10 protein-coding genes are annotated in these 11,817 nt (G+C 72.4%); 8 read left to right on the top strand and 2 right to left on the bottom strand.

All coding sequences use genetic code 11. The annotated features are described in order from the left end of the window. Nucleotides 1-4: 4 nt before the first annotated feature. From IPZ69_RS02515 to IPZ69_RS02495, 5 genes are read left to right on the top strand one after another with little or no spacing between them, the layout of a single operon-like run. Complete coding sequence (locus IPZ69_RS02515) at nt 5-1,618, top strand: PfaD family polyunsaturated fatty acid/polyketide biosynthesis protein (RefSeq protein WP_235451964.1); 1,614 nt, start codon at nt 5-7, stop codon at nt 1,616-1,618. Next, nucleotides 1,615-3,297: an acyl-CoA dehydrogenase family protein gene (locus IPZ69_RS02510; RefSeq protein ID WP_235451963.1), complete on the top strand. Its 1,683-nt coding sequence runs from the start codon at nt 1,615-1,617 to the stop codon at nt 3,295-3,297. The genes IPZ69_RS02515 and IPZ69_RS02510 overlap by 4 nt, the downstream gene beginning before the upstream one ends. A gap of 18 nt (nt 3,298-3,315) precedes the next feature. Further along, complete coding sequence (locus IPZ69_RS02505) at nt 3,316-5,109, top strand: acyl-CoA dehydrogenase family protein (protein WP_235451962.1); 1,794 nt, start codon at nt 3,316-3,318, stop codon at nt 5,107-5,109. A gap of 1 nt (nt 5,110) precedes the next feature. Further along, nucleotides 5,111-5,803, top strand: coding sequence for a 4'-phosphopantetheinyl transferase family protein (locus IPZ69_RS02500; protein ID WP_235451961.1), 693 nt, complete (start codon nt 5,111-5,113; stop codon nt 5,801-5,803). A gap of 16 nt (nt 5,804-5,819) precedes the next feature. Continuing rightward, complete coding sequence (locus IPZ69_RS02495) at nt 5,820-7,109, top strand: NAD(P)/FAD-dependent oxidoreductase (protein ID WP_235451960.1); 1,290 nt, start codon at nt 5,820-5,822, stop codon at nt 7,107-7,109. Between the two features lie 2 nt (nt 7,110-7,111). Here the strand turns inward: IPZ69_RS02495 and IPZ69_RS02490 are convergent, their stop codons facing one another. Further along, nucleotides 7,112-7,747: a MerR family transcriptional regulator gene (locus tag IPZ69_RS02490; protein WP_235451959.1), complete on the bottom strand. Its 636-nt coding sequence runs from the start codon at nt 7,745-7,747 to the stop codon at nt 7,112-7,114. Nucleotides 7,748-7,859: 112 nt separating this feature from the next. Between IPZ69_RS02490 and IPZ69_RS02485 the strand changes: the two genes are divergently transcribed. Together IPZ69_RS02485 and IPZ69_RS02480 are read left to right on the top strand one after the other, a co-directional pair. Beyond that, nucleotides 7,860-8,258 (top strand): DUF3291 domain-containing protein, encoded by a 399-nt coding sequence (locus IPZ69_RS02485; protein WP_235451958.1) that lies wholly within the window; start codon nt 7,860-7,862, stop codon nt 8,256-8,258. Nucleotides 8,259-8,321: 63 nt separating this feature from the next. Then, nucleotides 8,322-9,770: an MFS transporter gene (locus IPZ69_RS02480; RefSeq protein ID WP_235451957.1), complete on the top strand. Its 1,449-nt coding sequence runs from the start codon at nt 8,322-8,324 to the stop codon at nt 9,768-9,770. Between the two features lie 169 nt (nt 9,771-9,939). On the opposite strand, the gene IPZ69_RS02475 is transcribed toward IPZ69_RS02480, so the two are convergent. Next, nucleotides 9,940-10,914, bottom strand: coding sequence for a pyridoxal-phosphate dependent enzyme (locus IPZ69_RS02475; RefSeq protein WP_235451956.1), 975 nt, complete (start codon nt 10,912-10,914; stop codon nt 9,940-9,942). Nucleotides 10,915-11,055: 141 nt separating this feature from the next. Between IPZ69_RS02475 and IPZ69_RS02470 the strand changes: the two genes are divergently transcribed. Beyond that, nucleotides 11,056-11,766 carry a helix-turn-helix transcriptional regulator gene (locus IPZ69_RS02470; RefSeq protein ID WP_235451955.1) on the top strand — a complete coding sequence of 237 codons (711 nt, stop codon included), beginning with the start codon at nt 11,056-11,058 and terminating at the stop codon, nt 11,764-11,766. Nucleotides 11,767-11,817: the final 51 nt, after the last annotated feature.

Below are 11,817 nucleotides of genomic sequence, written 5' to 3'. Positions count from 1 at the left end.
CGTCATGCAGACCCAGAGCACTCCCCTGCGGTGGTCCGGAGAGGTCGGCCCGCACACCGACCCCTCGGGCATCCACCAGGTCCTCGACGACCTCGAACGTCCCTGCTTCGTCGTCCGTACGCCGTCCGGTGTCGGGGCGGCCGCCGGCGGCCGGGCCACGGCCGGCGAGGGCCTGCCGCTGCTCGCGGCGGCCGGCCCGCTGCCCCCGCACAGCCTCGGCTCGCCCGCGTTCCGTGCCGCGCACGGCGTCCGGCAGGCCTACATGGCCGGCGCGATGGCGGGCGGCATCGCCTCCCCCGGCCTGGTGGTCGCGCTGGCCCGGGCGGGCTTCCTCGCCTCGTACGGGGCGGCGGGACTGCTGCCCGAGACGATCGGGAAGGCGCTGACCCGGTTCGCCCAGGAGATCCCCGGACTCCCCTACGCCGTCAACCTCATCCACAGCCCTAGCGAGGAGCGCCTGGAGCGCGAGGCGGTGGAGCTGTTCCTGCGGCACGGGGTGCGGTGCGTGGAGGCCTCCGCGTTCATGAACCTCAGCGCGCACGTGGTCCGCTACCGGCTGACCGGGCTGCGCAGGGAGCCGTCCGGGGCGGTCGTCACGGACCACCGGCTGATCGCCAAGGTCTCCCGCCCGGAGACCGCCGAGCGGTTCATGCGCCCGGCGCCGGCCGCCCTGGTCAGCGCGCTGCTCGACCAAGGCCTGATCACCGCCGAGCAGGCCGAGCTCGGCAAGTACGTGCCGATGGCCGACGACATCACGGTCGAGGGCGACTCCGGCGGCCACACCGACCGGCGGCCGCTCACGGCGCTGCTCCCGGTGATCCTGCGGCTGCGCGACACCGTGCAGCACGAGCACCGCTACCCCGTCCCCATCCGGGTGGGCGCCGCGGGCGGCCTGGGCTGTCCCTCCTCGGTGGCCGCCGCGTTCGCCCTGGGCGCCGCCTACGTCGTCACCGGCTCGGTCAACCAGTCCTGCGTCGAGTCGGGCGCCTCGAAGGCCACCAAGGCGCTGCTCGCCGACGCCGGGATCGCGGACTGCGAGATGGCCCCGGCGGCGGACATGTTCGAAATGGGCGTGGAACTGCAGGTGTTGAAGAAGGGCACGCTGTTCCCGATGCGCGCCAGGCGGCTGTACGAGCTCTACCAGGCGTACGACGGTCTGGAGGCGCTGCCCTCGGCCGAGCGCGCGCGGCTGGAGACGCAGATCATGCGCCGGCCGCTGGAGGACGTCTGGCAGGAGTGCGTCGGCTACTTCCGGCGCCGTGACCCCGAGCAGCTCGCCCGCGCGGCCGACAGTCCGAAGCGGCGGATGGCCCTGGTGTTCCGCTGGTACCTGGGCATGGCCTCGCGCTGGTCCACGGTCGGCGACCCCGCCCGTGTCCTGGACTACCAGGTGTGGTGCGGCCCGGCGATGGGCGCCTTCAACGACTGGGTGACCGCCAGCTATCTCAAGGCCCCGGGCAACCGCCGGGTCGCGGAGGTCGCCCATCATCTGATGCGCGGCGCCGCCTTCCACACCCGGCTCGCGCAGCTGCGGGTCGCGGGCGTGCGGTTCCCGGCCTCGGCGGCCGACTACCGGCCGGTGCCGCTGGAGGCGCCCGCGCTGGAGGGTGCGAGGTGACCCCGGAGGAGGTCGAGCGGCTGCTCGGCGATCCGTACGACGAGACCAGTCCGTACGGGTTCGCGGCGGCGGTCGCCCGGGACGAACAGGACGCGTTCCCCGAGGAGTTGTGCGCCCGTCTCAGGGAGTCCGGCTTCCATCTGAACTACCTGCCCCAGGACTGGGGCGGCCGGTTCGAGTCCTTCGACCGGGGTCTGCTGCTGGTGCGCACGGCCGCCCGCCGGGACCTGAACATCATGCCGGGCACCATGTTCGGCATCACCGCCGCCACCTGCCTGGCCCTGCACGGCTCCGCCGCGCAGCGGAAGTACGCGGCCGACGTCCTCGCCCGGGGCGGCACGATCGGCTTCGCCCTGTCGGAGGCCGACCACGGCAGCGACCTGCTGGCCAACACCGCCCGCCTCGAACCGGCCGGGGACGGCTGGGAGTTGACCGGTGAGAAGTGGATGGTGGGGCTCGGCCGGCGCTGCGAGGCGGTGTACCTGGTGGCGCGGACCGGTGAGCGGGGCCCGGGGGCGTTCTCGGCGGTGCTGCTGGACCTCGGCGAGGGGGCTGGGCTCGACCGTGGTGCCGCGGTCCCCGCGAGCGGCATGCGGGGCATCGACTTCGCCCATCTGCGCTTCGACCGCTTCCCGGTCCCGGCCGAGGCCCTGGTCGGCCACGCGGGTCAGGCCCTGGAGTCGGTGATGAAGGCCCAGCAGGTGGTCCGGGTGATGAGCATGGCGGGCAGCCTCGGCTGCGCCGACACGGCGCTGCGACTGACGCTGGACTTCGCCGCAGGGCGCCGGGTCGGCCGTACGACGGTCCTGGAATCCCCTTATCCGCGACGGGAGTTGGCGCTGGCCTCGGCCGCGCTGCTGGCCGCCGACGCCACCGCCCTGGCCGCCGCGCGCGGGATCCACGCGGCGCCGGAGGTGTTCAGCGTCTGGGGCTGCGCGGCCAAGCACGTGGTGGCCGAGAGCGCGGAGGAGGTGATCCGCCGCTGCGGCTCGGTCCTGGCGACCCGGTCGGTGCTGCGCACCGAGGGACCCGGGGGCGGCCTGTTCCAGAAGCTCCAACGGGACGCGGCGGTCGTCCGGGTGGTGGACACGAGCACGCTGGCGAACCTGCGCTCCTACAGCGCGCAACTGGCCTCGGTCTCCCAGGCCTTGTCGGCCCCGGTGGCACCGGAGGACGTGGACCTCGTGGGGACCGTGTTCGACCTGCGTGCGGCGCTGCCGCCGTACGCGCCGGAACGTCTGGACCTCAACGCCCGGGGGCGTGATCCGGTGACCTGCACGCTCGCCGTGGTGGCCCCGCAGGTGCTGGCCCGGCTCACCGCCCGGGCCGAGCACGGCACCGCGCGGCTGGTGGCCCGTCTGGTCACGGCTCTGACGGCGCTGGCCGCCGAGGTGACGGCCACCGACCGCGGCACCGGTCTGGTCGACCTCGCCGAGCGCTTCGCCTGGCTGCACGCCGCGACCTGCTGCCTCCTGCTGTGGTGGGCGAACCCGGGGCTCCCGCGGTTCTCCCCCGCCTGGCTCGGCGCGTGCCTGGCCCACCTCCTGTCCCGGGCCGAGGGCACCGATCCCCGTCGCGAGGCCGCCGCCCAGCTGCCCGCCGTCGGCATCACCGCCGATCTCCACGCCCGCAACCGCCTCTTCAGCGCAGTCCCCGTCCGACTCGCCCCCGATCTGTGACCGTTGGGAGACCCACCCGTGCCGAAGGAAGACCTCACGGATCTCGCCCGGCGGCTGGAGAGCCACCTCGGCGATCCGCACGACCCCGGCAGCCGGATGCCCTACGCCCGCGTCCTGGAGTACGACGAACGCGAGGACTACCCGTACGAGTTCGTCAATCTGCTGCAGCGCTGGGGCGCCCTCGACCACTCGCTCCCGCGCGCCCAGGGCGGCCGGGCCGGCGACGTGGAGATCGGTTTCAACCTGATGCGGCTGATCGCCCGCCGGGACCCGACGACCGCCACCGCGTTCATCATCACCAGCCTGAGCTTCATGCCCGCCTGGATCGCCGGCACCGACGAGCAGAAGCGCACGCTGGTCGACGCCATCCAGCACGGCACGCGCTACGCCTGGGGCCTGTCGGAGCGCGGCCACGGCAGCGATCTGACCGCCAATGAGCTGACCGCCGAGAAGACCGAGGGCGGCTATCTGCTCACCGGCGAGAAGTGGCTGATCGGCAACGGCCGGGTCGCCGACGGGCTCAGTGTGCACGCCCGCACCGACCCCCGGGGCGGGCCCGGCGGCTACTCGGTGTTCGTCCTCGACAAGCGCCGTACGCCCGCCGGCAGCGTGGACGAGCTGCCGCGCGAGCGGATGCACGGCCTGCGCGGTCTCGACATGAGCGGCTTCCGGCTGGACCGCGTCTTCGTACCGGACTCCGCCCTGCTCGGCCGGGAGGGGCAGGGTCTGGAGATCGCGCTCAAGACCTCCCAGACCGCGCGGGCGTTGATCAGCGGGATCGCCCTGTCCGCCGTGGACACCGGGCTCCGGGTGACGCTGGACTTCGCCGAGGGCCGCCGGGTCTTCGGACGCACGGTGAGCGACATCCCGTACTCGCGCCGCCAGTTGGTGGAGTGCTTCGCCGATCTGATGGTCGCGGACGCGGTCAGTCTCGGGGCGGTACGGGCGCTCCAGGTCGTGCCCGAGCAGACCAGCGTGTGGTCCTCGGTCGTCAAGTACTTCGTTCCGACCCTGCTGGAGCGCACCTTCGCGCAGCTCAACGTCGTGCTGGGGGCCCGCTTCTACCTCCGCGACCACCCGCACTACGCCATCCACCAGAAGATGCTGCGCGACCTGCCGGTGGCCAACTTCGCCGACGGCAACACGGTGGTGAACCTCAAGAACATCGCGCTCCAGCTGGAGGGGCTGCTCACCACTGCGGCCGAGGCGAGCCCCGAGGTCCGCGCCGAGGCCGAGGAACGGGCGGCCGTCCTCTTCGGCATCGACCGGGACCTGCCGCTGTACCGACCCTGGGACCAGGAGCTGTTCAGCCGGGGCCGGGACGACGCGCTGGTGGCCGCGCCCGCCGCCCTCACCCGGCTGCGGCGGCTGGCGCAGGAGGCCAAGGGGGACGAGCGGGAGTGGCTGGAGCGGGCGGCGTCGGTGGCCGCCGAACTCCTCGCGCACGCCGACTCGGTGCGCGAGCGCACCGGCGCGCTGAAGGCGGACCTCGGCCGTGCGTACGGCCAGTCCGCCGAGCTCTTCGACCTGGCCAAGGAGTACTGCCTGCTGCACGCGGCCGCGGCCTGTGTGCACACGTACGTCCACTCCGCCGCCGCCCTGGACGACCCGCTGCCCAGCGGGGCCCTGCTGCTGCTTCAACTGGAGCGGCTGCGGCGCCACTTGAGGCCGCGGGAGTTCGTCACGGACGCGGCGGTGGTCGACGAGGTGATGCGGGTGCTGCGGCATCTGCACCTGGAGGACCTGCTGTTCTCGCACTGGCAGTTCCCGCTGGCCGCGCGCGGCGGCGGCCTGACCGCGGCCCGCCGCTGAGATGACCGACCGTCACCTGTGGCTGCTGCCGGAGTCCGCGGTCGATGCCTTCATCACGCGGATGGGCGGCTGGGACCTGCTCACCGACGGCGAGCGGGCGCGGTGCGAGCGCCCGCTCGCCCCTCAGGTGCGGCGGCGCCGGCTGGCCGCCCGCCTGCTGGCCCGCCATGCGCTCAGCGCCCGCTCGGGCCGCCCGCCGGACGTCTGGCGCTTTCGCACGACGGCCCACGGGCGGCCGGAGCCGCGGCCCCCGCACCAGGGGCTGCGGTTCAACCTCACGCACACCGACGGACTGATCGCCTGTGTCGTCACCGACGGCGACCGCGCCTGCGGAGTCGACGCCGAACGCTCCCCGGCCGCCCCGGACGCGCTCACGCACCTGCCCCGCTTCTTCGCCGAGGCCGAGCGCGCCGAGCTGGCCGGCGCGGCGGACGGCGAACGGGCCGCGCTCGTCGCCGCGTACTGGGTGCTCAAGGAGGCCTACCTCAAGGCGCTCGGCACCGGCCTTCGGCGCGACCTGTCGACGTTCGCGTTCACCCGCCCGCGCGGCGGGACCCCCCGTGTGAGGGATCCCCAAGGACCCGCCGACCACTGGCACTTCGACCTGATCCGTCCGACCTCCCGGCACGTGCTGGCCGTGGCCACCGAGCGGTCACGGCCGGCCGGCCTCGACACCACCACCCTCTTCGGCTGACCTCAAGGAGCCCCCGATGTCCGACAAGCCCACCATCGCCGTCGTCGGCGGCGGAGTCGCCGGCCTCTCCGCGGCCTACGCCCTGCGCGAGCACGCCGAGATCACCCTGTTCGAACGCGAGGACCGCTTCGGCGGGCACGCCAACACCGTCGAGGTGCCGGACGCGGGCCGGATCCTCGGCATCGACACCGCGTTCGTCGTCTTCAACCGGCTCGCCTACCCGAACCTCGGCGGCTTCTTCGACGAACTCGGCGTCGAGTCCAAGGAACTGGCGAGCGGCTTCAACTTCTTCGACCTCGACGGCGGATTCCAGTACGGCAGCCAGGAGCTGGACCTGCCCGAGAAGGAGGTCGACGCCCGCTATCCCGAGTACTTTCGGAGGATCTGGCACGAGGCCCGCCGGTTCCACGAGGAGGGCCGGCGGGACTTCTTCCGCAAGCGGACCAACATGCCGATGGGCGAGTACCTTGACCGGGGCGGCTACAGCCAGGAGTTCCGGTACGGGTACTTCATCCTGCTGTGCAGCGCGGTGTGGTCGGTGCCCGCCGAGCTGATCTGGGAGATGCCCGCGACGACCGTCATCGCCTTCTTCATGGCCCACGACGAGGGCGGTCTCGGCGGGCGCCGGGTCGACTGGCGGACGGTGGCCGGGGGTTCGATCTCCTACGTCCGCAAGGCGATCGCCGCCATCGACCCGAAGGCCCGGCTGTCCGAGCCGGTCACCGGGATCCGGCAGGAAGGGGACGGGGTGGTGGTGCGCACCGCGTCCGGGGACGAGCGGTTCGATCACGCGGTGGTCGCCACCCACGCCGACGTCACCCGGGGGCTGCTGGAGAACCCCACCCCGGCCCAGAGCGAGCTGCTCGCCCCGCTGCGCTACAACGCCTCCACGGTGATCCTGCACACCGACGCCTCGGTGATGCCCGCGGACCGCTCCCGCTGGGAGGCCTGGAACTACGGCAAGGTGACGGTGGACGGCCGGATCCGCACATACGTCGCCTACTACATGAACAAGCTGCACGGCTTCGAGTCGGAGACCGACTACTTCGTCACCCTCGACTACCCGCTGCCCGTCGCCGAGGAATCGGTGATCCGCACCTTCGCCTACGAGCACCCGGTCGTCGACATGGCGATGCGCACCGCGCAGCAGACCATCTACCGGGTCAACGAGGGCGCGCGGGTGAAGCTGTGCGGCTCGTACTTCCACTCCAAGCAGCAGTACCACGACCAGATCGGCTCACACGAGGCCGCGTTCTCCTCCGGGAAGGAGGCGGCGGCACAACTGCTGCGCGAGCTGGGGGCCTGAGCTCAGGCCGGTTGCGGTCCGCCGTCCGCGTGGCGGCGGGACGACTCGTTCTCCTGGGCCATGCGTCTGAGCGCGAGCAGCGCGGGCTCCAGGAGGACGGCCAGCAGCAGCGCTCGTTCGGCCACCTCCAACGGGTCCTCGATGCCGTCCAATTGGTCGAGGTCGAGGAGCGCGGTGCGCTCGGCGAGCCGACCGTACGGCAGCAGCGTGTGCCAGTCGAGGGGGACGCCGAGCGAGCGCAGCGAGGCGAGGGTCTCGGCGAGGGCCGCGCGGGCGGGGGCCGACTGGTGCACCTCCCAGCCCAACTCCTTGACGAGCGCGTCGACCTCGCCCGCCTCGGGGGCCTCGGCGGTGGGCTCGTCCGCCAGCCGGATCGCGCCGAGGGTGAGGCCGAGCGTGCGGTGGGTGTCGCCGGTGTGCCGCGCGAGGGCGTCCAGCAGGTCCCTGGTGGTGCTGACGGACAGCCCGCGCACACCGGTCAGCGCGCGGATCAGCCGGAGCCTGCGCAGGTGCTGCTCGTCGTACTCGGCCTGGGTCGCCGCGGTCTGACGGCCCGGCGGCAGCAGCCCCTCGCGGAGGTAGTACTTGATCGTCGTGACGGAGACGCCGCTGCGGCGGCTCAGTTCGGAGATGCGCATCGGATCGGCCCCGCTCTTGAAAATTGGATACCTCTAATGTCTAACATAGATAGTGAAGGTATCCAACTGGATCCCTTCTCCTCATCCTGCCTCTGACCCGAAGGCCGCAGCCATGCCCACCCTGCGCTGGACCACCGTCAACAAGCCCGCACCGGACGCCCAGGCGTTCGTCATGGCGTCCCGTCTGGAGGTGCGCTCCCTCTCCGACGTGCCGCGTTTCTTCCTGCGCTCGCTCGTCGCGTGGAAGCAGGTGACCGGCGCCCCCGGCGCGTTCGGCGCCTCGCTGATCGCCGACCCGCTCAAACGCACCTTCTGGACGCTGTCGGCCTGGGAGGACAAGGACGCGCTCTACACGTACGCGCGCACCGAACCGCACAAGTCGATCATGACCGGCCTGCGGTCCACGATGAAGCAGTCGGTCTTCACGTTCTGGCAGGTCCCCGCGTCCGACCTGCCCATCGACTGGTCGGACGCCAAGCGCCGGCTGGCCGAGCAGGAAACCCGCGCCTGACCCCGCCCTCGCGCACCGCCCCCCCCCGGACGCCGAACGCCCACCGCCCCAGGAGATCCCGTCATGACAGTGTCCGAACAGAGCCCGGTTCTCGACGAACCGGTGCCCGCCGCCGCGCCCGCGGGCCGCCGCATACCCCTGTGGCTCGCCGTGGTCGCCTGCAGCGTGCCCATGTTCATGGTCGCGCTCGACAACCTCGTCGTCTCCACGGCCCTGCACACCCTGGCCGTCGACCTGAAGGCCGACACCCAGGAACTGCAGTGGTTCGTCAACGCCTATGTCCTCAGCTTCGCCTGCCTCCTGATGACCGGCGCCGCGCTCGGCGACCGGTTCGGCCGCCGCGCGGTCTTCCTCGTCGGCATCGCCGTGTTCACCCTCGCCTCCATCGGCTGCGGCCTGTCCGACACCAGCGCCCAGCTGATCACCTTCCGCACCGTTCAGGGCTTCGGCGCGGCCGCCGTCATGCCGCTGTCGCTGACCTTGCTGTCCCAGGCGGTGCCGGAGCGGCTGCGCGGCCTCGCGCTCGGCATCTGGTCCGGTGTCAGCGGCCTGGCCGTGGCGATGGGCCCGGTGGTGGGCGGCGCCGTGGTCGACGGTCTGGACTGGCGGTGGATCTTCTGGATCAACGTGCCGGTGTGCCTGATCGCCATCCCGCTGGTCGTGTTCGCGCTGCGGGAGAGCTCCCTGCCCGGTGTCCGCCTCGACCTGGTCGGCATGCTGCTGGCGGCGGCCGGTCTGTGCGCCGTGGTCTGGGGCATCGTGCACGGCGAGCCGGACGGCTGGCTGTCCGCGAAGGTGCTGGGCGCCTTCGGCGCGGGCGTGGTCCTGCTCGCCGGGTTCGTCGGCTGGGAGGCCCGGGTCTCCGAGCCGATGCTGCCGCTCTCGTTCTACCGGGTGCGCGCCTTCACCCTCACCAACATCGTCTCGGCGACGATGTACTTCGGTGTCTTCGGCTCGCTCTTCCTGCTGGCCCAGTTCCTCCAGATCGTGCCCCCGCGCACCCCGCTGGAGGCCGGCGTACGCACCCTGTCCTGGACGCTCATGCCGATGTTCGTCGCCCCCGTGGCGGGCATCCTCAGCGACAAGGTCGGCGGCGGCCGGCTGATGGCGCTGGGCCTCTTCCTTCAGGGCGTGGGCCTCGGCTGGATCAACCTGGTCGCGGACACGGACACCGCGTACTCGTCCATGGTCGGCCCGATGATCGTGGCCGGCATCGGCATGGGCCTGGTGTTCGCGCCCACGGCCGCGGTCGTGCTCTCCTCCGTCTCCAAGGATCACGCGGGCAAGGCGTCCGGCGCCAACACCACCGTCCGCGAGATCGGCGGCGCGCTCGGCATCGCCGTCCTCAGCACCGTGTTCGTGGCTCATGGCAGCACGCGGAGCCCCCAGGAGTTCGTCGACGGACTCCACCCCGCGGTGTGGGTGGGCGTCGCGGTGGTCCTGGCGGGCGCGGTGTGCGCCCTGGGCATTCCGCGCCGTCCGCGCCCGGCGGACGCGGCCGAGGAGGCGTGAGCCGACCGGGGCGTGCGCCCGGGGAGGCGTGGACCCGACGCGGGGGTGCGCCTGAGGAGGCGTGAACCCGACAGTGCGACAGCGCGGGGTGGCCGCGAACGCCTGACCGGCGCCGGCCACCCCGCGCTCTCGCGTACGGCCCGGCCGACGGGCCGTCCCGCATCCGGGCTCAGTCGCCGAGCAGCTCCGCGAAGCGCTGGGCGCTGATGTTGCCGCCGGACAGGATGACGCCGATCCTGCGCGGTGCGGGGGTGAGGTCGATCCGGTGGGCCAGCAGGGCGGCCAGGGCGCTCGCGCCGCTCGGTTCGAGGACGGTCTTCATCCGCTCGAAGGCGAACCGCATCCCGTCCCGGATCCGGTCGTCGTCGACCAGCGCGATGCCGTCCAGCAGACGCCGGTTGATGGAGAAGGTGAGCTCGCCGGGGATGTCGGCGGCCTGACCGTCGGCGATGGTGCGGGGCACGGGGATGGCGACGCGCCGCCCCGCTTCGAGGGACCGCAAGGTGTCGTCACCGGCCTCCGGCTCGACCCCGATGACCCGGATGCCGGGCAGCAGCCCCTTGGCCGCGGTGGCGCTGCCGGCGATCAGCCCGCCGCCGCCGACCGGCACGACCAGGGTGTCCAAGTCCCCCACTTCCTCGATCAGTTCGAGAGCCGCGGTGCCCTGGCCCGCGATGACGTGCGGATGCTCGTAGGGCGGTACGAGCGCCAGGCCCCGCTCGGCGGCGAGGGCCTCCCCGATCGCGACCCGGTCGCCGGTGTAGCGGTCGTAGGTGACGACCTCCGCCCCGTAGCCCTCGGTCGCCTCCTTCTTGGAGCGCGGGGTGTCCTCCGGCATCAGGATCAAGGCGCTGGTGCCGAGTTCACGGGCCGCCAGGGCGACCGCCTGGGCGTGGTTGCCGGAGGAGTACGCGGCGATCCCCCTGGCCAGCTGCTCCGGCGACAGCCGGGACGCGGCGTTGTACGCGCCGCGGAACTTGAAGGCGCCGACCCGCTGGAGGTTCTCGCACTTGACGAAGACCTGGGCACCGAGCAGGTCGTCCAGGGTGCGCGAGCGCAGGACGGGGGTGTGGTGGGCCACCCCCTTGATCCGTGCCGCGGCGTCGTGGACGTCCCGCAGGGTGACGGGCTGGGCGTCGGACATGGTCGTACTCCCTACGACGGTCTGGGGCTGCCTGGTCTTACCTGGTCCATCGAATCACTGGAATTATTGTCCATCACCTATACTGAATGTCCAGACCGAGCACGCGGACCCGGTGCTCGGCGCAGCGCGAGGGGGCAGCACATGCCGGCCGACGAACAGGACGCGATCATCGCCGCGCTCACCCCGGTGATCGACGGGATCGCCGCGACCCTCGGTTCGTTCTGCGAGGTGGTGGTCCACGACTTCCGCCGCCCCGAACAGTCCGTCGTCGCCCTCGCGGGCTCGGTCACGGGACGCGGCGTCGGCGGGTCCATGAGCGAGATCGGCATGAAGCTCCTGGCGCGCGGCGACGAGGCGGAGGACGAGCTCAACTACCTCACCCGCACCCAGGACGGGAAGCTGCTGAAGTCGTCCACCATGGTGCTCCGTGACACGAGCGGTGCGGTGTTCGGTGCCCTGTGCATCAACGTGGACGTGACGGCCGTGAACCAGGTTCACACCCTGATCGGCGAACTCGCCGGCGTCACGGCACCCGCCGCGCCCCCGCCGACCACCACCTTCGGCGACGACATCGGCGCGGTGCTCGACTCGATCGTCGACGCCCGCCAGCTGCGCGCGAACAAGCCGTGGGCGCAGCTCACCCGCGCGGAGCGCCTGGACCTGTTCCGCGACCTGGACCGGCGGGGCGTCTTCGCCGTGCGCGGCGCGGTCCAGCAGATCGCGACCCGGCTCGGCATCTCCCGCGCCTCCGCCTACACCTACCTCTCCGCGACCCGGTCCGACGGCGACGACGGGGCGGCGAGCTCGACGGCACCCACGTCTCGGGACGGACGGCCCGCACCCGAGTCCTGACGGATCCCACGGATCCCTCCGCCCGGGTCCTGAAGGCGTCCCCTCGCCCAA

This window comes from Streptomyces olivochromogenes, from assembly GCF_021538895.1.
Taxonomy (GTDB): domain Bacteria; phylum Actinomycetota; class Actinomycetes; order Streptomycetales; family Streptomycetaceae; genus Streptomyces; species Streptomyces olivochromogenes_A.
This window is presented reverse-complemented; position numbering and strand designations above follow the sequence as displayed.

Coding starts and splice junctions, on each gene's coding strand:
- IPZ69_RS02480 (WP_235451957.1), top strand. CDS start 8,322: ATGACAGTGTCCGAACAGAGCCCGGTTCTCGACGAACCGGTGCCCGCC.
- IPZ69_RS02515 (WP_235451964.1), top strand. CDS start 5: ATGCAGACCCAGAGCACTCCCCTGCGGTGGTCCGGAGAGGTCGGCCCG.
- IPZ69_RS02485 (WP_235451958.1), top strand. CDS start 7,860: ATGCCCACCCTGCGCTGGACCACCGTCAACAAGCCCGCACCGGACGCC.
- IPZ69_RS02475 (WP_235451956.1), bottom strand. CDS start 10,914: ATGTCCGACGCCCAGCCCGTCACCCTGCGGGACGTCCACGACGCCGCG.
- IPZ69_RS02490 (WP_235451959.1), bottom strand. CDS start 7,747: ATGCGCATCTCCGAACTGAGCCGCCGCAGCGGCGTCTCCGTCACGACG.
- IPZ69_RS02495 (WP_235451960.1), top strand. CDS start 5,820: ATGTCCGACAAGCCCACCATCGCCGTCGTCGGCGGCGGAGTCGCCGGC.
- IPZ69_RS02470 (WP_235451955.1), top strand. CDS start 11,056: ATGCCGGCCGACGAACAGGACGCGATCATCGCCGCGCTCACCCCGGTG.
- IPZ69_RS02500 (WP_235451961.1), top strand. CDS start 5,111: ATGACCGACCGTCACCTGTGGCTGCTGCCGGAGTCCGCGGTCGATGCC.